This is a genomic window from Secundilactobacillus angelensis (genome assembly GCF_012641075.1).
GTDB classification, from domain to species: Bacteria; Bacillota; Bacilli; order Lactobacillales; family Lactobacillaceae; genus Secundilactobacillus; species Secundilactobacillus angelensis.
Window position 1 is genome coordinate 93391 of record NZ_JAAXLJ010000003.1, and the last position, 20457, is coordinate 113847.

Annotated in this window: 20 protein-coding genes; 10 read left to right on the forward strand and 10 right to left on the reverse strand. The window is 42.2% G+C overall.

Annotated features, from left to right (window positions below; all coding sequences use genetic code 11):
* The first annotated feature begins 150 nt into the window (after positions 1 to 150).
* The 5 genes from HC026_RS02400 (at position 151) to HC026_RS02420 (ending at position 5387) form a co-directional block, all read left to right on the forward strand.
* On the forward strand, positions 151 to 591 hold the full coding sequence (locus HC026_RS02400; protein ID WP_168924385.1) for a MarR family winged helix-turn-helix transcriptional regulator: 441 nt from the start codon (positions 151 to 153) through the stop codon (positions 589 to 591).
* Between the two features lie 140 nt (positions 592 to 731).
* The gene (locus HC026_RS02405) at positions 732 to 1598 is read left to right on the forward strand and encodes a DegV family protein (RefSeq protein ID WP_168924386.1); all 867 of its coding nucleotides are present in this window, start codon (positions 732 to 734) and stop codon (positions 1596 to 1598) included.
* A gap of 139 nt (positions 1599 to 1737) precedes the next feature.
* Entirely contained in the window at positions 1738 to 3432 is a 1695-nt protein-coding gene (locus HC026_RS02410; RefSeq protein ID WP_168924387.1) for an oleate hydratase, read from the forward strand.
* A 110-nt stretch (positions 3433 to 3542) separates the two neighbouring features.
* Entirely contained in the window at positions 3543 to 4268 is a 726-nt protein-coding gene (locus HC026_RS02415; RefSeq protein ID WP_168924388.1) for an SDR family NAD(P)-dependent oxidoreductase, read from the forward strand.
* Positions 4269 to 4286: 18 nt separating this feature from the next.
* Positions 4287 to 5387: an NADH-dependent flavin oxidoreductase gene (locus HC026_RS02420; protein WP_168924389.1), complete on the forward strand. Its 1101-nt coding sequence runs from the start codon at positions 4287 to 4289 to the stop codon at positions 5385 to 5387.
* Positions 5388 to 5477: 90 nt separating this feature from the next.
* Here HC026_RS02420 and HC026_RS02425 read toward each other — a convergent pair whose 3' ends face one another.
* A complete protein-coding gene (locus tag HC026_RS02425; protein ID WP_168924390.1) occupies positions 5478 to 5999 on the reverse strand; it encodes a helix-turn-helix domain-containing protein in 522 nt (173 codons plus the stop codon).
* A 232-nt stretch (positions 6000 to 6231) separates the two neighbouring features.
* On the opposite strand from HC026_RS02425, the gene HC026_RS02430 reads away from it, so the two are divergent.
* Entirely contained in the window at positions 6232 to 6906 is a 675-nt protein-coding gene (locus HC026_RS02430) for a CpaB family protein (protein WP_168924391.1), read from the forward strand.
* 87 nt (positions 6907 to 6993) lie between these two features.
* Here HC026_RS02430 and HC026_RS02435 read toward each other — a convergent pair whose 3' ends face one another.
* Entirely contained in the window at positions 6994 to 7218 is a 225-nt protein-coding gene (locus tag HC026_RS02435; protein WP_168924392.1) for a hypothetical protein, read from the reverse strand.
* Between the two features lie 325 nt (positions 7219 to 7543).
* Between HC026_RS02435 and HC026_RS02440 the strand changes: the two genes are divergently transcribed.
* Positions 7544 to 8308: a hypothetical protein gene (locus HC026_RS02440; RefSeq protein ID WP_168924393.1), complete on the forward strand. Its 765-nt coding sequence runs from the start codon at positions 7544 to 7546 to the stop codon at positions 8306 to 8308.
* A 261-nt stretch (positions 8309 to 8569) separates the two neighbouring features.
* Complete coding sequence (locus tag HC026_RS02445; protein ID WP_168924394.1) at positions 8570 to 9772, forward strand: ATP-binding protein; 1203 nt, start codon at positions 8570 to 8572, stop codon at positions 9770 to 9772.
* A 98-nt stretch (positions 9773 to 9870) separates the two neighbouring features.
* Here the strand turns inward: HC026_RS02445 and HC026_RS02450 are convergent, their stop codons facing one another.
* The 4 genes from HC026_RS02450 to HC026_RS12860 all read right to left on the reverse strand — a co-directional run bounded on the left by HC026_RS02450 (position 9871) and on the right by HC026_RS12860 (position 14239).
* The gene (locus tag HC026_RS02450) at positions 9871 to 10155 is read right to left on the reverse strand and encodes a helix-turn-helix domain-containing protein (RefSeq protein WP_168924395.1); all 285 of its coding nucleotides are present in this window, start codon (positions 10153 to 10155) and stop codon (positions 9871 to 9873) included.
* Between the two features lie 294 nt (positions 10156 to 10449).
* Complete coding sequence (xerS, locus tag HC026_RS02455) at positions 10450 to 11535, reverse strand: tyrosine recombinase XerS (protein WP_168924396.1); 1086 nt, start codon at positions 11533 to 11535, stop codon at positions 10450 to 10452.
* 64 nt (positions 11536 to 11599) lie between these two features.
* Positions 11600 to 13570: a glycosyltransferase family protein gene (locus tag HC026_RS02460; protein WP_168924397.1), complete on the reverse strand. Its 1971-nt coding sequence runs from the start codon at positions 13568 to 13570 to the stop codon at positions 11600 to 11602.
* 24 nt (positions 13571 to 13594) lie between these two features.
* On the reverse strand, positions 13595 to 14239 hold the full coding sequence (locus HC026_RS12860) for a phosphatase PAP2 family protein (RefSeq protein WP_168924398.1): 645 nt from the start codon (positions 14237 to 14239) through the stop codon (positions 13595 to 13597).
* 338 nt (positions 14240 to 14577) lie between these two features.
* Between HC026_RS12860 and HC026_RS02470 the strand changes: the two genes are divergently transcribed.
* Both HC026_RS02470 and cls read left to right on the forward strand, forming a co-directional pair.
* On the forward strand, positions 14578 to 15447 hold the full coding sequence (locus HC026_RS02470) for a bifunctional 5,10-methylenetetrahydrofolate dehydrogenase/5,10-methenyltetrahydrofolate cyclohydrolase (RefSeq protein WP_269814099.1): 870 nt from the start codon (positions 14578 to 14580) through the stop codon (positions 15445 to 15447).
* 116 nt (positions 15448 to 15563) lie between these two features.
* The gene (gene cls, locus HC026_RS02475; protein ID WP_168924399.1) at positions 15564 to 17018 is read left to right on the forward strand and encodes a cardiolipin synthase; all 1455 of its coding nucleotides are present in this window, start codon (positions 15564 to 15566) and stop codon (positions 17016 to 17018) included.
* An 865-nt stretch (positions 17019 to 17883) separates the two neighbouring features.
* Here the strand turns inward: cls and msrA are convergent.
* From msrA to HC026_RS02495, 4 genes are all read right to left on the reverse strand, one after another.
* The gene (msrA, locus tag HC026_RS02480; protein WP_168924400.1) at positions 17884 to 18402 is read right to left on the reverse strand and encodes a peptide-methionine (S)-S-oxide reductase MsrA; all 519 of its coding nucleotides are present in this window, start codon (positions 18400 to 18402) and stop codon (positions 17884 to 17886) included.
* Positions 18403 to 18440: 38 nt separating this feature from the next.
* The gene (locus HC026_RS02485) at positions 18441 to 18806 is read right to left on the reverse strand and encodes a hypothetical protein (RefSeq protein ID WP_168924401.1); all 366 of its coding nucleotides are present in this window, start codon (positions 18804 to 18806) and stop codon (positions 18441 to 18443) included.
* Between the two features lie 67 nt (positions 18807 to 18873).
* On the reverse strand, positions 18874 to 19311 hold the full coding sequence (msrB, locus tag HC026_RS02490) for a peptide-methionine (R)-S-oxide reductase MsrB (RefSeq protein ID WP_168924402.1): 438 nt from the start codon (positions 19309 to 19311) through the stop codon (positions 18874 to 18876).
* Positions 19312 to 19510: 199 nt separating this feature from the next.
* Positions 19511 to 20440, reverse strand: a complete 930-nt coding sequence (locus HC026_RS02495) for a manganese-dependent inorganic pyrophosphatase (protein WP_168924403.1) — start codon at positions 20438 to 20440, stop codon at positions 19511 to 19513.
* Positions 20441 to 20457: the final 17 nt, after the last annotated feature.

A 20457-nucleotide genomic window follows, 5' to 3' on the forward strand; every position in this document is an offset into this window, starting at 1 on the left:
CCTTCGTTCGTTTTTTCGCACGGCTACTAGTATAACGGTGTTCACAGGCTTAGTAAAGCAGATTGAAACTTATTTAAGGGTAAAATTAGAGGCATTTCAACCAAAAAGATGTATAATACAAGTAAATACTCATGAAAGGGGACGTGCGCCTTGGAGGGAATCTTAGATAATTTAAGTCTTGCTGCCAAATCATTGCAGACGCAAACCACTAAAATTACGAAACATTATCACGTCACGATTGCTGAATGGCGACTATTGCGCCAAATTGAAAATCAAGTCATCACGCAAGATGCCATGGCAGATGCGCTGCAGTTGGATACCTCGACGTTAAGCCGCCAATTAAAAAGCCTCACTACAAAGGAGCTCGTCTCAAAGACCGCGGTAGGTAAGGATCGCCGTCAGTTGGAATACGCTCTGACAACCACGGGCCAGGATACGTTGAAGCACATCAATACTGACTATGACGCGCTAATCGATGCCGTCTTCCATTATTGGCCGGAAGACGAGCAGCAGATGATGAAAATCATGCTGAATCGACTCAGTCGTAGCCTTGATCGCGCTGACAGTATCTTGGAGGAAAACAAACAGTAGTACTAACGTAGCGATTACCTAAAATTTAAGCAATCGTTACGTTTTTGTATGTGCTTGCTTTCATGCTGGCTATTAGTTACAATTAATCCCAGACTAAAACAGTAGGTTACTTAAATCGAAGAAAGAAACGGGTGTTTACAATGAAAATAGCTGTCGTCACTGATAGTACCAGCTATTTGTCCCAAGAAGACATTGAGCGCTATCACATTCACGTCGTTCCGATCCCAGTGATCATTGACGGCCGTTCCTACAATGAAGGTGTGGATATCAGCACCGAAGAATTTTGGGATAAATTGCGATCCTCAAAATCATTTCCAAGTACCTCTCAGCCACCGCTGGGGGAAATGATTCAATTGTATCAACAGTTAGGTGATGAAGGCTACGACACCATCATAAGTATTCACTTAGCCAGTACGATTTCCGGTTTCGTGAATTCGCTGGCACAGGCCAATGATGAGTTAACCAATACGCACGTGGTGGTCTACGATTCACAGATTACCGTGAAACTCATGGGCTACTTAGCTATTGAAGCGTCTAAAATGGCCGCGGCTGGTAAGGACGTGGATGAAATCATCTCACGTTTAAATGCCGTGCGAGCAACTATTGACGAAGTCTTTGTTGTTGACGATTTACAAAACTTAGTTCGTGGCGGCCGGTTATCCAATGCTTCCGGATTTGTGGGCAGCTTATTAAAAATCAAGCCACTCTTAACTTTTGATGACCAAAGTCACGAGATCGTCGCCTTTGAAAAAGTTCGCTCTCGTAAAAAGGCGTTACTGCGGGTAGAAGATATTTTTGCTGAAGCAATTGAAAGTGCTGATTACCCAATCCGAGCCATCATTATTGATGGTAATGACCCTGAAGGCGGGGATAACTGGCAAAAACAAATTAACAATAAGTTTCCAGAAATTCCCGTGGAACGCAGCTATTTCGGCCCCGTTATTGGGACTCATTTAGGCGAGAAATCACTGGCGTTAGCTTGGCTCATGGATACAGATAAGGCTTAATTTTCTGCAATTATAATTTCATATTTTGGGGGTGTCGCACATTGTTGCGTCATCCCTTTTCTTTTGCAGAAAGGTTTAGTATTTGATGGAAGCGCTTTATAATGGATTTGTAAGTATTAAAGCTCAAGGAGGGTTTCGCATGGTAAAAACAAAGGCAATCATGATCGGCGCCGGCTTAGCCAATATGGCAAGTGCCGTGTATCTCATTCAAGAAGCACACTGGTCTGGCAATCAGATCACGTTTTATTCAATTGATGACCATGGCTCAAACGATGGTGATGAGGCCAAGTATGCTAAAGACGATTACTGGAATAAGAATCATCCCACCGAAAATCATGAGGGCTACATTGCTCGTGGTGGGCGGATGCTGAATTATCGAACCTACGTTGATTTAATGGATCTGTTAGGCCGAATTCCTTCGGGGACGGAAACTGGGATGACCGCCGCCGCTGACACCCGGGAGTTCGACGCTCGGCACCGCACCTTTGATAGAGCTAGGCTGCTTCAGGGCGGCAAAGGGATTATCAATGGCGGCAAATTGGGGCTGAATAATCGGGACCGCGCGCTACTAACCAAGCTGATCCTCATGCCTGACGACCAAGAACAACGGTTGGATAACGTTACCATTGCGGACTACTTTAAGGATGATCCGCACATGTTTCAGACCAATTTCTGGTACATGTGGGAAACCACCTTTGCCTTTCGGATTCAAAGCTCGGCGCAAGAACTCCGTCGTTACATGCACCAAATGATTTATGAATTTACGCAGATTGAACATTTAGTTGGGGTTAACCGAACCCGCTATAATCAATACGAAAGTATCATGTTGCCACTGATCAATTATCTGAAAGACCAGGGCTGCAAGATTGTTTTGAATCGGCGAGTTACCGACTGGCGCTTCAAGGAAACGCCATTGCAAGACGAAATCACCGTTACTGGCCTAGTGATGACTAACACAGAGACCGGTGAAGAAGAAACCGTCGATGTTGATGAACAGACCGCCGTTATTTTCACCAATGGTTCAATCACGGATTCAGCAACCATGGGCGACTTCAACACTCCAGCTGCTGAGAATATGGATTACGGCGCAGCTTCAAGCCTCTGGAAAAAGGCTACGGAACACTTCTATAACCTTGGCAATCCTGATAAGTTTTTTGCGGATCGAAACGCCAGTGAGTGGAGTAGTTTCACGCTAACGACTAAAAATCATCTACTATTAAATGAAATCACGCGAATCACAACGCAAGTACCTGGCAATGCGCTGAATTCATTTCTTTCAACAACACCGATTACTGACCTCGGACAAAATGACGTCAACATGTCCATCGTGGTTCACCATCAACCGCATTTCACCACTCAAAAGCCGAACGAATCAGTCATTTGGGGCTACTTCCTGTATCCTCGACGTCACGGTGAATTCGTGGATAAACCCTACATTAAAATGACCGGTAAAGAAATGGCTGAGGAACTTATTGGTCAGTTGTCAAAAGTTGACCCCGGTCCCGGCAATATTATGGATAAAAAGGCTGACATCATGGAGAGTATCATCAATTGCATCCCAGTTTACATGCCGTATGCCTCAGCACTCTTTAATAACCGGGCCAAAACTGATCGGCCAAAGGTCATTCCAGATCACAGTACTAATTTGGCATTTACCGGTGAATTTGCGGAACAACCTTATCAAATGGTCTTCACCGAACAAAGTGCCGTTCGCTCAGGTGAAATCGCGGCTTATCATTTTGCGGGCATTCCAATGAGTAAACTCGTTCATAATCCACGTTATGATAAGGATTTGAAGACATTGGCTAAAGCCACTAAGAAACTGTTTTCTTAGTTATCATAAACCGTAAAAAGTATCTAATGGTCTGACTTCCAATGACAAGTGGTGATCAGGCCATTTTGTTGATGATACATTAAAATATTTTTCAATAAAGAGGTCTTTAAATGTCAGAAACAGTATTGATCACCGGTGCTAACAAGGGAATCGGCTTTGAAATTGCCCGGCAATTAGGACAAAAGGGCTGGACGATCCTGTTAGGTGCCCGGAACAAAGAACGGGGATTAGCGGCGGTTAAAAAATTACAGACGCAAGGTGTAGAAGTTGAATGGGTGCCAATTGATCTCAACGACTTAGCAACCATTCACACTGCAGCCGATAAAATTGCTACGGTTCACCCCGAAATAAAGGTACTTGTCAATAATGCCGGTATTGCCGGTGATATGGATGCCGAACCACTGGCTACCAAGACGGCGGATCTAAAAGCGACACTGGATGTTAATGTTATCGGTAACTTTGAACTGATCAAGACGTTTACCCCGATTTTGGAACGTCATCATGGCCGCATCGTTAACATGACAATTCCAGCGGCTGGTAACCGATTCTTTCATCCATTTGCCTACTGTACCAGTAAATCAGCTTTAAACCAGATGACGAAAATGTTTGGTGAAAGTTTCAAGTCACAGCACATTCCAGTGGAGATCTTCGGTGCGGTTCCAGGTGGCGTCACCACCGACTTGAATAACCACATGGATAACCGCTTTATGCGTTCCGTTGAGGATGGTGCCGGTTCCGTGGTTAAGTTGATCCTCGATAAGCATCACCATCAGGGTAAAATTGTCACGCGATTTGGCGGTTTAAAATTGGTTAAGAAAGTCATTACTGGGCATTAATTTGTGGAGGGGGAAAACATGACAACTTATCAAGACTCATTTACATTTCAATCCGGCGTCACCGTTAAGAATCGCTTAATGATGCCGCCCATGACGACGTTACAAAGTTTCTACGATGGCACGATTACCACCGACGAAATCAATTACTATGCAGAACGCTCTAAAGGCGTTGGCGCCGTGATCACTGGAGCAGCCAACGTCACCGATTTAGGTAAGGGATGGCCAGGTGAACTGAGTATTGCTCATGACGCGGATCTACCTGGACTAACTGAGCTAGCAAGTGGGATAAAAGCGCAGGGAGCCAAGGCGTTCGTTCAAATTTTCCATGGCGGACGGATGAGTGATCCGAAAGCGTTAAACGGGAAACAGCCCGTTTCTGCCAGCGCAATAGCAGCAGAACATAGTGATGGCTCACCAAAGACCGGCATCCCTCGTGAAATGACCACTGAAGAAATTCACGAAACCATTGCTGGCTTTGGTAACGCTACAAGGCGCGCTATTGAAGCTGGTTTTGATGGCGTTGAAATTCACGGTGCGAACCTGTATCTGATCCAGCAGTTCTACTCACCGCAATCCAATCGACGAACGGATAAATACGGTGGTGACCGGACAGGCCGATATACGTTCATTAAAGAAGTGCTCGACAGTGTCTTCACAGCAGTGAAACAATACGCTGACCGGCCATTTGTGGTGGGGTACCGGTTTTCTCCAGAGGAGTTCACCAATCCTGGCATTATATTGGAAGATACATTTTACCTAGTTGACCAGCTTGTGCAGACGCCATTAGATTATCTGCACGTTTCGTTGGATAACTTTGCCCGAGTTCCTCAAGCTAAGGCATACCAGGATCAGTCGATCCTTGCTTATTTGCACGAACGAATCGACGGCCGTAAACCACTAGTGGGCGTTGGTGGTGTGCGAACCCGGCAAGATGTGACAGACCTCCTGAAGCATGCTGAATTTGCAGCAGTGGGGCAGCAGCTCTTGATCGATCCAACTTGGGTTCAAAAGCTAGAAAATAAACAAGATGACGATATGATCACCGGTAAATTTGCTGATGCGATTCAATGTACGCCGTTTACGCATCCGTTGTATCAATTCTTGGTGCGAAGATATTAAGCATTAGGCAACAACCAAGCTGAACGATTTAATATTTGAAAACATCAAGCGCCCAAGCAGACGTGACTGCTTGGGCGCTTTTTTCATTATTCACTTCTTTAAGAAATCCTGTGCCCACCAGCCGAAGATAGGGCTAAAACCGAGGCTGATAAAAACGATAAACAGTTCAGAAAGGTAATTAATAGACAGATCATGGTCAAAGATATAGCTGATAGCAAGCTGCAAAACGAGCAACATGAGATTCATGTATACTGCAAACGTAATGGTGAACAGCCAAAAGATATAATTACCTTTTCCCCATTTGGGATGATTGCCAAAGTGAACAAATAGGTAAGCGCCTATAATGCCAAACCGATACCGTATCCGTCTTAAATAGTGTAAATCCTGCGAATCCGTCTGAAATTTTGTCATGAGTTCTTGATCCCCCTTTAATAGCGTATCCAGTGAAATTTGGTAGAGATCACTGATTTTAATGAGGGTTGGTATGTCAGGATAATTATTGCCATTTTCCCAGTTTGAAATGGCTTGCCGGGTGACGTTCAGTAATTCAGCCGCTTGCTGCTGAGTTAATCCCAATGATTTGCGTTGTGCCTTTAACTTATCCTTTAACATCCTAATCCTCATCTCTATTATTAATTCATTGATGCTATTATACTAGCAAGTAGTCGTTACAGCACGACAGGTTTTCTTGCATCCGCGTTAGATGGGGGATTCTGGTTGTTGCGGATGGTATTGAAATCTTCAAATTCATTTAAACCATATTCTGCGTGAACAGCATTTAGAATCAGTCATCTTGTAAAATAATGGAGGGGCTATATACTAACTTTGAAGGGGGTAAATCGAAATGAAATTAAAAAATTTAATCGTTACAGTGGCTGGACTAGTCTTAGGATTAGCGGGCTTTGTCGGCACCGCTAATGCGGCAACTAAAACGCCGATTATGAGTGGCCCTCAAGTAATCACAAAGACGGTGAAAGTCGGTAAAGTAACCATTCCTGCCAATACGCGAGTATTCGTCTCTCGTTTTACTAAAAAGGGGAACAAGCAATATGTATCGGTTGCTTTGGATAATTTAACCTATCAGCTTAGACACGTCACGAAGGCAACCAGTATTACTGTTCGCGTTAACCATAACTTTAAGTCATCCAAGTACACCGCAATGGATCAATTATCAAGAATGACTAAGGGCAAAACGTTTAGTAGTGACGCGAGTTATCATCAAGCTCCAACCATCATGTTTACGGCCAACCAGTACGTGGAATACTTTAGTTCAGGCAATGTTAACAAGAAGCCGCTTTCTTCAACGAAAATCACCAAGGTGAGAAAAAGCGGCAATACCACATACTTATACGCTAAGAAAAACATGCTGAAACTTCCTGACAAACGCGTTAGTAAGAAGGGCAATTATCAGTATCGTCTAACAATCCACTATAACGGTGCTAAAGAAGATGGGATTTTCCCTTACGCTAGCTACTCGGTGGGCTCGACTTATTTCTACACACCAACGGGCAAGGCCTAAGCACCATTCATAAGATAAATCAAATAGCGTTTGTTTCAGCGTTAACGTCCTAATCATAGCGATTGGGGCGTTTTTCTTCAGCTAAAACTAGCTTTTCTTTTGGTGTTTTAAAGCCAGAGATATGCCTTCTAAAATTGCGAAAAATATAACCGTGCCAAGCATTTCGTGAATGAGAGAAAGGGTGTATTTCCAAAGGTAAAGGTGTCCACTAGAAAATAAATCATAAGCACCTTTTCCAATCGTAGCCACGATTAGCAGCACTAATATGATTGAAGAATCGAACAGAACTTCATTTATATACTTTCGCCACATCAATGAATCCTCCAGTTATTAATGATTTAGTCTGGTTAAGACAGTTATCCTCTACAACCATGCCGGTTTTGAGTGCTTCCATAATTAACATATCATACAAAATTGTTTGGAGGAAGACGGATGCGTCACTAAGATTCATCTTTTAAACAAATGACCAGAGAGATGCATATCTATTTCGGTCTAAACTAAGAAGGCAGGTAATCTTAATAATGCATTAAACTTGTCTTGAGGTAATTATTACTGAAAATAGCGGTGTTAAAATATGAATGAATAATCAGGGGGATTAGCATTAGGCTTCGGCCAAATAAAGGAGTGTATTTCGATAATGAAATCTAATTTGAAAAAATCTTTATATATTGGTTTAGCTGCAGCATCAATGGTTGGTGCAGCTGATTTAACACCGCAAACAGCAAATGCGAGTGCCGCTTATCGGACGATTCAGACGAAAACCTACTATGGTAATGTCTATCACGCTGTAAGTAAAACTAAATCCGTTTACATGTGGAATAGCACTCACACTAAGAAGTTGCATAATTTAAAGAATTATCCCAAGACTACTTGGTATGTGCAGAAGAGTGTTAAGCTGACCAATGGTAAAACAACAGCGGTTTATTACTACGTTCAAAATCATAATAAAACCGTTAGTGGCTACGTTTGGCACGGTTATTTAACTAAAGGTTTTAACTCAGCTAACCCTAATACTAAGCCAACCGCTCAAAGTCTCGCTCAGGATGCAGCTTTCACTCATCAGATTGCAACCCTGTTTCCACAAGCCCGTGAGTCTACAGCTTTAAATACTTACGCCAAGAACGTCAATACCCATGATATTAATGCTTATCAGGCTACTGTTGGGATTCAGAAGGATCTCAATGTTAAAGACGTCTATATTCTAAATGTGAAAGGTGTAAGCCGACCAGCAACACTTTCAAAGATTAAGACTCAGTTTGGTAAAGACACTCAGGTTTGGAAGAATGATAAGCTTGTGACCTATAATGCCGCTGATCACTTAAATGATTTTAAGGGTGGTTATGTTGGATCATATATACTTTCTAGCACCGGCGTTTATCTGACAATTATCCTAGCAAAGTAAGATTGAATGATACTAAATTTGTGAGCCTTTAGATTACCAGCCCGGTGACATTATTCGCTATTGCCGGAAGAAAATGACAATTAACGTGCAAAAGTCGACAAAAGCCAGATTCCCTTTTCTAAGGAAACCTGGCTTTTGTCATTACATTGCAATATGAAGTATAGTTCATATTTTGAATTATTTTTGCGGAATATGAAGTATACTTCATATTTTATGGAAAATCTTAATAATGTGAAGTATACTTCATATTGAGGTGATACCATGATTGAACGACCGGAATATTTAGAACAGTTAATTAGGTTGAAAGATAACGATATGATTAAAGTGATCACCGGTGTCAGAAGGTCTGGCAAGTCTGTATTACTCATGTTGTATCGTGATTATTTGTTAGCCCAGGGAATTATAGACGAAAACATTATCTATTATAATTTTGAAAGTTTAGAAGTTCTCAATGTTAGGGACGCAGATCAGTTGAGAGATTTGCTATTGAGTAAATTAAAAAAAGGCGTCCATCAATATGTGATGTTAGATGAAATTCAAATGGTTGCGGAATGGCAACAAATCGTGAACGCTATTAGGGTGAGTTATGATTGTGATATTGTCATTACTGGCTCAAACGCCAAAATGCTATCTGGCGAATTGGCTACTTTACTTAGCGGTAGGTATGTTGAAATTAGAATCTATCCGTTTTCGTTTAAAGAATATCTTGCTGCAATTGGTGTTGATAAGGACTCTAATCAAATTTCCAAGGCTTTTGACAACTTTGAACGATTTGGGGGGTTCCCAGCAGTAGTATTGAGTGGTCAAACAATAAAAGATACCATGCTTCAAGGAATATCAGATTCCATTATTTTGAACGATGTGGCCACACGAGCGAATATTCGAGATGTGGAAACTCTGAAAGCGCTAGTCAGCTTTCTAACTGATAATATCGGCCAGCTTGTTAATCTGACGAAGATTGCAAACACCTTGAAGAGTGAAGGTATCAACACCAACGTTCATACGTTAGAAAATTATTTGACTGCACTTGAGAACGCGTTTCTGTTCTACCGAGTTCGACAATATAATATTAGGGGCAGAGCGTACTTAAAGACCTCTGGCAAGTACTTTATAGTGGATCCTGGCTTGAGACGCATTGGTATCAGTAGGCGTCCCGGAAATTTTGCGGGGCAATTAGAAAATATTGTGTATATCGAACTGTTACGGCGTGGTTATGCTGTAGATGTGGGAAAGATTGATCAGCAAGAAATCGATTTTGTTGCGAGAAAAAGTGAAGATCTCAGATATATTCAAGTTACCTACGAATTACCGCAGAATACTCATGAAACAGATAACTTGCTGAAAATTACTGATAACTACAAGAAAACGCTGATTACACAGCAATACTATCCTGATATTAAGCTGATTGATGGGGTTGAGGTTGTTAATGTAATGGACTGGTTGTTAGACGATGAGCGCTATTGAATCGCGTATGGACAAGCAGAAAGTATCTAGAATGGTGCAAAAAACCAGACTTCCCTTTCTAATAGGGAAATCTGGTTTTTTTGAATTTCACATTGTTCTTAAGAAACCGGACTAAATTGAATAGTTAATCGTTGATTAGTTGCCTGGGCAATCTCAGATAACAGCCTAGTCGAAGCATTCATTGAGCCATTTTCAATTCTAGCAATAGTCGATTGAGGTTTACCAACTAGACTAGCAAAATCACGTTGACTCATCCCCATATTTTCTCGTAGCTCACGTACTTTAACCGCAACCTCTAGGTTAATATTTTCCTGCTCAACGAGTTTTGCAAACTCAGGATTGTTTTTACTTCTTTCAGCTACATACTCATCAATTTTACTCATTGCTTATTCTCCTTATTAAAATACTGGCTGCGCCGATTTCGAGCAATCCGCTTTTCGCTTTCCGGGGTTCTATATCCATATGATAGCCTATTTGCTATCAAGAAAACAAAATTTCTGCCTCCCGTTTCTTTTCCACAAGGGAGGGATCAAACAAACATACTTCACTAAAATAATACCGGAATTTTGTTTAGCCCTAAAATATAAAAGTATTCAAAATAGGGATAATAAAAATTCAATTTGTCTTTATTTTTACCCCGAAAATTTTTTTTACTTATTCTCATTATTTTACTTATTTTACTTATACCGGTGCAACTGATTCAACGCCTCACGCTGTTGCGTATCAATAATATGCGTATAGAGTCCAGTAGCTGACGTTGAGCTTTGGCCCAATTGCGTGGCTACCAAATGTTCATTTTTTGTCTCCAGATACAATTTAGATGCTAGGGTATGCCGCAACTTATGCGGCGTGATCCGCACATGGTTGAAGGCAGTTGAATACTTAGCTACTAACAATTCAACCGTCGCTGGTGTAATTCGGCGGGGCTCAGCCGTACTCTTGGTTAGAAACAGTGCCGGTGTTGCGGCAGTGGCGTGGTAACGTGACTGGCGGATGCGCACGTAGCTCGCAATATAGGGCAGCACCCATCGAGCAATTGGCACCGAATCCCACTTACCGCCTTTACGTCGAACGGTCACATTGGCCGTTTTCAGACTGAGGTGGCCAACATCCATGTTCGTCAGCTCAGAAACCCGAATACCCGTTCCCAGCATCAGCGCGTTAATGGCCACGTCCCGCTCTCGGTCACGCTGATAATAGCGCAACCGCTTGGCATCCAGCTGCTGACCATACTCATCCTGAATGAAGTTCAAGTAAGCCTTATCCTGATCACCTAACATCAACTGATCTTTAATGTGGCTGGCACGGGTAGCGTAGGTTTCATTATCTTGTACCAGCGAAATTTTTTTCATCACGTTGCGGTAAAAATAGGGTTCGCCGTCACTATTTTCCGATTCAGCGGTTAGGAAGCGAAACAGTGCTGATAGGGCGTTTAACGACCGGTTAACTGTGCGGTGGGATAACGCGCCTTGCGGATGTTGAGCCGTCTGCTTACCCCGGTTCAACAAGTAGGATTTGTAGAGTTCAACATCTTGCTTTTTCAGATGTTCAAGCTCCTTTAAGCCAACTTGTTTAATCGACTTAGCAGGGGACACGCCAGCTTCAATCAGCCATTCAAAGAACCGTTTAAATTCGTTTAGATACTGATACAAGGTGGCCGGTGATAAGGGCACAGCAGATTTAGCTAAATAGTAGTCACCAACGTAATCTGGCAGCTGGGCGACTAGTTTTTCATTGTGGGCAACATAGGTGGCTTGATCCACGTTACAATCCTCCTTTAAAGTTAAAGAACATATGTTCTAATTGTACCATGAATGCCATCAAGAATCACTTAGCACGGGAAAAGGTATAAACGAACGACCAGTATGGATACTTGTGCTGATCGATTTCCAGCGGATAAGGGGCCAAGCGGTATGACATTGTCTTCGTAATCAAGACAGACTGTGACCGCTGCAAATCATTTCTGAGCTGAATCCGGTACATGCCTTCTGGCAAAGTCCTTTTCAGCATGAGAGCGTCTTCTGTCCGCTTTAATTCGTAGTGCTGATGAGTCTGTTCGTTAATTAAAGTACCACTGAATTCAGCGGCGGGGTTCAAAGAAACGTCGAAGTGCCGTGCGGTGTGATTCAGTTTAACTTGTTGACTCAACGTGTCATAGGGGCGAATCTTAGTTTTTTTAGCGTCAAATTGCAGGGATAACTGGCTTTGCTGTTCAGCAACGTAATGACCACGTGCACTATAAAGCGATGGCGCAACTACGAATACAGCTAGTGACGCTACGACAGCGCCAAGTGTAAACCAGCCCTCCTGCTTCGTCCGCTGCCGGATTCGTCGTTCGGATTCAAGTGCCAAGCTCGGAATGGAACAGAGAATCCCCAGCAACGGAACCATAACCTGGCCGTAACGGCTTTCGGTTTCCCATAAAAGGGTGTGAAAGGCAAGATAGCCTAAAGCAGTCAAAATAGTGAGCATAATCCGTGGATCATCCGTGGATTGAAAGCGTCTTTTCCACAATCTCAGGCAGCGGAAAAAGGTTTCAGCGTAGAGTAGGGTAAAACCGATTCGCATGACGATCATACCGATTGCCGACAGCTGTAGTTCAAATTTCTGATAGAGCTTCGGCGCGGCAATAAAACTGCCGGAATAAGCATTTGGCATAAAGGAGACGTTCAGCAGAATGCTGGCCTTTACAAACCAGCGCTTGAGGATGCCTAAGGGGCCTAATTGCTCCAGCCGCTCCGGTAAGGCCTTTTTTAAGTATTCTTGTTTAGCCTGCTTACCCTGAATCGAACTGAGCGTCTGAACATCGCTAAAACTATACCTGCCGGTAGTTCTGGGGTTATAGCTCATCCAGATCCAGTGTGCGGTTGGAAAGGCATACTCATTATTATTTTTGAAATGACCAGCTGACTTTAGCCCGGCAGCCGTTGGAACTGCTAAAACAAAACCTAGAACAATAAGAATCAGCGGCATTTTAATCAGATTTAACTGCTGACGATTTTTAATCAGCAGCCAGATCCCGACTAGCGAGACAGCTACCAGTAAAACAATTAAGTTAGGCTTAACCACTTCGCCGACAATCACTGACAGCACTAAACCAATACCCGTCACGATTTTCTTTGTCCGATTAAACGACGACCAGCCAATTAGAACGTTAAACACGATGGCTAAACTCAGCAAGGTGGGTAAATCGGAATAAAAAACCTGTAAGTAATACGTATACGCAAACGGACTAACCAAAAAGAACATTGCTGCTAATAAAGCGGCACCGTGCTGGTGACTTAAACGCCGAACCGAACGTAAAATAGCAAAAATAAAGATATCAAGCAAAATAAAGGATAATAAATGGATGCCCCAGTAAGTATCCATATGAAGGAAGTTCGTCAGTTTAAGCCAATAGCTCAGTAAAATAGTTAGTGAAACGTTGTTGGGGAACCGCCAAAAATATAGCGAATCGTTCCAGCTCAGGTTACCGTGGCTAAGCTGTTCAGCCTGGACAAGTACCCGGAATGGATCGTGGTAAACAGAAGTTGGTAGGAAACGAAGAACCAGCAACTGAACGATCATAATCGCAATAAAAACCAAGGTTAGAATCCTAGTCACCGTTTTTTCGGATAACGATTTGTCCCATTTAAGGTAAAGCGGTTTTAAATACCAGATCGTTAAACAGCCGATTAAAACTAAACAGGTCGCTTTGATGTCGAAGGGCCGTAGCAGGTTTGAAATAATCCCAATGATCATCGCAAAAGCTAATATTAAAGCTAAAATCGATGTAATACTTAATTTCTTAATTCGCATGGTGTAGTGTACTCCTAATAATCATTATTCTTGTTGATTTGGTATGACTCGGCCAAATGCTAGTCGAAGAATCCCCCACCAGCCCAGAGCTAAACACAGGCCGGCTAATACATCACTTGGATAGTGAACAAATAAATAAATGCGGTCAAACCCCATCAGACCTAACCAAATAAAACTCATGATACTCAAAATTAATCGCCATGACAGACGTTGGCACATTGGCAGCACAATCAAAATAATGATCAGTACCATTGTGGCAGTGGAAGTGGTATGCCCACTGGGAAAACTGAACCCACCCTGGGCAACTAACTTACCAAGTGGTCTTGGGCGTTGAAAGGCCATTTTAAGGATCCCGGTTAATATATTGATACCAACTTGGGCAGTCAGCACCCAGCCGGCCACAAAGTGTTGATGATGTTGCCAGAGCCACCAACTGGCAATTAAGCAAATGATTAAATTCGCGGTTGGTGTCCCCAGCAGTGCGAACCATTTGAAAAAAGCAGTCGTTTCTGGCTGTCGAAACATGGTTGCGAACTGTTGAATTCCGCGGTCAAAATGACTGAGCCAGTTGGCTTGAAATTGAAGGCTAACAGCAATTGCTGCGAACCCGAGCCAAGCCAGTAAGGTAACTACCCACCAAGAATGATTAGCCTGTTGATGTCGATGCACAACTATCAAATCCCATCTTAATATTAGGTATGGTCATAACTTCCCTTATTCATAATCTTACACAGTATTAAGTTTTTCAATGGTTATCCACTTTAAGTGATGCATTAATTTTAAGCTAAAAGGGTGGACAGTAACCATTTTTAATAGAAAAATTAACCACCTTTGCTAAAAATTAATAAACTTTTAGACGAATAACAGGTAATTTTCACGATTAATCAGGTATAATACGAATATTCAACAAATTTATTGAAATAGAGTTCTTATTTTAATAGATGGATAAGTAAACAAGCATAAGAGAGCTAGAATTTCCCGCAGAATCCGAAAGGGTGGAGAGAAGATTGATTATTGATGGTAAAGGTTTATCCAATCAATTAGATAATAGTATGAAAGCTGAAGTTGACGCAATGCATGAGGCGGGGATTGAACCCAAGCTCGTGGTGATTATTGTGGGCAACGATCCCGCTAGTCAAATCTACGTCCGAAATAAGCACCGTAAAGCGATTAAGCTTGGTATCACGTCAATTATCGAGCGTCGGCCGCAAGACTTTACACAGGCCGAATTATTGGCTCTAATTGACCAATATAACCGTGACGATAGTGTCCATGGTATTCTGGTTCAATTGCCATTACCCAAACAGATTGATGAAACAACGATTATCCGGGCAATTGCCATTGAAAAAGACGTTGATGGCTTCCGACCTGAAAATATCGGTAAGCTTTTTAATAATAGTCAAGGTTACTATCCAGTTTCATGTACGCCAAAGGGCATTATGACAATGCTATCGCACTATGAGATTGATCCTCGAGGCCAGCACGCCGTCATCGTGGGCGATTCGAACATCGTGGGACGACCAATGGGGGCCTTGCTGCTGAATGCTGGTGCAACCGTCACATACACCCATATTTTAACCAAGGATCTCGCGTCATTTACACGAACCGCGGACATTTTGATTGTTGCCACCGGGGTCGCTCATTTAATTAAAGCGGCTGCAATCAAGCCAGGTGCGACCGTTATCGATGTTGGAATGGATCGAGATGAAAACGGTAAGTTAGTGGGTGATGTGGATTACGATCACGCCAAGGATGTCGCTGGTGCCATTACCCCAGTTCCAGGTGGGGTGGGGCCAATGACGATCACGGCCCTGATGCAGCAAACACTCGAACTAACAAAACTCGCTACCCAGCGAACCCTTGAAACGGTTAAGTAATTCAACTCTAAACCTGTAAACTAGCGGCTAGTTTTCGTTGCCAAAGTTCAATTTTCCCTGTTTTCTTATCTACTTTTGCGGTAATGTAAAAGTATTATGAAACTGGGGGATAACGTATGAACTGGACGCTATTTTATTTCGTCATTTTTATCATTTTTACTTTGAACACTATCGCAGCGGTTTTTACCGTGTTTCGTGAACGCCGTGACATCGCTGCCACCTGGGCTTGGCTGCTAGTTTTAAACCTGTTACCGATCATCGGCTTTTTGATCTACGCCTTCTTTGGGCGCAAGCTAACACATAAACAGTTAGGTAAAGTTAAACGGCAACCCAACGCAGAATTGACCAATGCTTTATCTAAACAACAAGCCGCAATTCCGCCTTATTCTGCTGATGACACCCATCAGGAATCCTCTGTGAAAAACATGATTCACTTGTTTCAAAACGTGGATCATGCCTTTGTGACGTTGAATAATGCCACTGAGATTTTCATTGAAGGCAACGTTTTATTTAAAAATATTCAACAGGAAATCTTGAACGCTCAACACGTGGTCTACGTCGAATTTTACACTTTCTATAACGACCAGTTGGGGCGAGAAATGCTCAGCACTTTGATCGCCAAAGCGCAGGAGGGGGTCACCGTTCGAGTTCTATATGATTCATGGGGCTCAATGGGGACTAAACGGGAATTCTTTGAACCGTTACGTGAAGCCGGTGGGTTTGCTGAACCATTCTTGGGGATCCATTCCAATTGGCGCGATTTCAGACTCAACTTCCGGGATCACCGTAAAATCGTTGCAATCGATGGCTGGACAGGGTATATCGGTGGTTTCAACATCGGTGACCAATATGTAGGCCGTTCAAAGAAGTTCGGTCACTGGCGCGATACGCACATGAAAGTTGTCGGCGATGCGGCATTGGCCTTGCAAGAGCAATTCATTCGCGACTGGAACGCCACTGTGCCAGAAAACGAATTGGAACGCACAATGCAGCATTTTCCAAAAGAAGTTGATGAAGTTGGCAAGACGATGATGCAAATCGTCGTCAGTGGTCCAGACTCAGACGTAGAAAAAATCAAATTAGGCTATTTGCGAATGATCAACAGCGCTAGAAAACGGCTCTATATTCAGACGCCATATTTGATTCCAGATGACAGTGTGCTCAACGCTTTACGCAGTGTTATTTTGTCTGGTGTAGATGTTCGAATCATGGTACCTCACATGCCAGATCATCCCTTCGTCTATCGGGCGACTCAGTATTACGCCCGGCTATTAGCTGAAGATGGGGCTAAAATTTATTTCTACCAAAATGGTTTTCTACACGCCAAAGTAGTAATGATTGACGATGCCATCACGTCTATTGGTTCTGCTAACTTAGATTTCCGTAGCTTTAAGCTTAATTTTGAAGCCAATGCCTTTGTCTACGACTTTGACGTTGCCAAGAAGCAGCGGGCTATCTTTGAAGGGGATATCAAAGAAAGTGAGTTAGTGACAGCAGAAGACTTCCACAACATGTCGCTCTGGCTGCGGTTTAAACAGGCGGGGTCAAGGTTGTTGTCACCAATTTTATAATTGTATGTTAGTAGTGCGTAAGCCGGCCAAATTGAGGTCGGTTTTTTTAATTTCAGGATGAAAATGGCAACTAAAGCTAGTGGTGAAAGATAGATTGATAAACTCAGTAAAATATAGGTTTTATTAAGTTTACTTTTTAAATTGTCATGACCCTTCCCCTAGCGATATTTTCATTCGAGGGGAGTTAAAACCCGTTTTGTCAGTAATTCACCACCAAACAAACAACTAACAACGGCTTGAAAACGGTGTTTTGAGCCACATTTGCAAAAAGTTAAACATAAAATCAATAGCAGATTGAAGCGTTGGCAAGTATTAAATTCAAGGTACTAATATACCTAAAATTGCTGTTATAAAGCCATTTGTAGGAGTAATCACACTGGCAAATGACTTCGGTGAATCGTCAATTGCAAACTATGCTATGCAAGCTGAACCCATATGTGAGCGTTCAGTTGAATCTAAACTAGTTGGTAATCAAATAATGATCAATGCGTCGTTCAGATTTTAAATAGCTGCTAACAGTCCAAGAATAATATCAAATATGGTATTCGGGCAGAATGAGGTCAGAATTCAACAAATCAGACGTCCATACGACACACGTTCGTTAATCTTAATGAGTAATTCTCCGAGTGGTATTTTCTAGTTCACCAACGAGAATTGAATTTGCTGCTGAAATTACCAAAGTGAGTTGTATGTTTTCACGAGCTGAACAAATAAAACGGGGGAGATATTTTTTTGCTACATTTGAGTGTGTTTTGGTTTTCTTTCTCTACTTTACATAATATATATTATTCAAAGTAATGATAAAGCAAAAAAATGCAGCATCCAATTTTATAATCAAATGCTGCACATCTAACATGTTTTTTAACTAATCAGTCCATTGTTGTTTGATGAACTTTTCTCGACCTCCCATTTCCTCAATTTGATAACGGAACGGATTTTTCTTGTAAAAGTCTTGATGTTCTTCTTCAGCAGGATAAAATGGTTTGGCGTCTTCAATCTGAGTCACGATTGGTTCATCAAATCGGCCACTTTTAACCAACTGTTCTTTTGACGCTTCCGCAATGGCACGTTCTTCGTCATTATTAACGAAAATAACTGGCCGGTACGAATCACCACGATCTTGGAATTGGCCCATAGCATCAGTTGGATCTGTTTGTCGCCAGTATATTTCAACTAAGTCAGCGTATGAGATGACTTCTGGATCATAGGTAATCTCAACGGCTTCAGTATGGCCAGTTTGATGACTGGCTACTTGTTCATACGTTGGATTGGCTACGTGACCGCCAGTATAGCCTGAAACAACTTTTTCAATACCCGGTTGGGAATCAAACGGCTTCACCATACACCAGAAACAGCCACCAGCAAAGATTGCTTTTGCACTCATTAAAATTTCTCCTCTTAGTTAAAAACACCAGAATTTTGCTAGTGCTCATTAGAATTATTTTTTTCAAATCGATTGTTATACCAGATTGCCATAATACCCGTTATTGCGCCAATGATTGACACAATCAGTAATAATATCATCATGAATGCTGAAAAACTTCTCACAGCATTGACCATCATTGCCACCAACATAGCAACAGCAAGTACGTTCACAAATGTAAGAATAATTTTTTCTGAACCGTTGTGTTTCGCCAAATATAGTGAAATTGCATAGACACCGATGTAGCTTAAAATGCTCACCAGCGTTTGATATGACAGATTATGCTTACTCATTGCTGAAATCAGCGTGATCAAACACAGCGCTACTGCGGTGATCCATGACGTTATAGCCGTTTTTTCATACATAGAAACAACTCCCCAATCAAGGTATATATACTCTATTATCGTTGATTTTTAGGGATTTGCAAAGTAATTATTCAAATAACGATTGATACTGTCCATAGCCGGCTTGTTCGAGCTGATCGACAGGAATAAATTTCAACGCAGCACTGTTAATGCAATATCGTAATCCACCTTCATCAACGGGTCCATCGGTGAAAACATGTCCTAAGTGTGATGTCGATTCAGTTGAGCGTACCTCAGTCCGGAACATGCCGTGAGAAGTGTCTAAATGCCGCTTAACTGCCTTCTTTTCAATTGGTTTGGTAAATGATGGCCAGCCACAGCCAGCGTCATACTTATCCAGCGAACTAAACAGTGGTTCGCCACTAACAACGTCAACGTAAATGCCCGGTTGATCAAACTGATCATATTCACCACTAAATGGTGCTTCTGTTGCGGCATGTTGTGTCACTTCATAAGCGGTTTCAGACAGTTGCTCCCGAAGCTCTTGATCGTCTTGTTTTGCCATTTTTTCAGCTCCTTGACTATTCAAACAAATAGATTGTGTACAATTGATTAGTTCCATTATACCAACTAGCAGATGAATAACAACCAAATTGCCTGTAAATCAAACCAAAATAAGACCAACTCCAACAAATTTTCGTCGGAATTGGTCTTATTTGCGTTGCACTGTGGAATCTATCGCGTTTTACGAATCGGTCTCTTAATTATGCTTCAAAAGCATCTTGCAATGGTGGTACCACTTGCTTCTTACGTGATACGACACCTGGCAGATTTGCTCGGTCGTTCTTCAAAGTTGTGTTGAAGGCTTTTTCCACGATATCTTTAGGTTCACCAACAACGAATAATTCTGAATTACTGTCCAAAACATTGGTTGCTAACACCAGGAATAAATCATAACCCTGTGCAGCAGCTTCGTCGTTCATGGCCTTCTTAATACCATCTTCACGACTGATAACATCGTTTAAGTCAACGGTGTTGATCTGGTCGATACGAACATTCTTGCCAGCCATTGTAAATGACTTGGCGTCAGCTGACACTAATTCAGCATCAGTCTTAGCGGACAAGTTAGTACCAGCCTTTAGCATTTCAATCCCATAACTCTCATAATCGATGTCAGCAATTTCAGCTAAAGCTTTAACAGCTTCACGATCTTTATCAGTTGTGGTTGGTGACTTGAGTAACAGCGTATCAGAAATGATAGCTGACAGCATCAAACCAGCTAGTTGAGCTGGAATGTCGATCTTGTTTTCAGCAAACATGTTAGTGATGATGGTGCTAACACAGCCAACTGGTTCCGCACGGTAATACAATGGCGCTGCCGTGTTAAAACCATTGATCCGATGATGGTCAACCACGTGAGTAACCGTCACTTTATCAATGTCATCAGCTGATTGCTGTGGTTCGTTGTGGTCAACTAGCATCACTGAATCGACTTCGTTAGAAACCGTCTTGACGACTCGTGGTGCAGCAACACCGAAGTGGCTTAAAACAAAGTTAGTTTCCATGTTAGGTTCGCCAAGCGCTACAGCCTCAACGTCGTGACCTAATTTGGTTTGTAAATATGCGTATGCCATTGCAGCAACAATCGCATCAGTATCTGGACTCTTGTGCCCAAAAACGAGTTCTTTTGACATAAACTTATCGCTCCTCG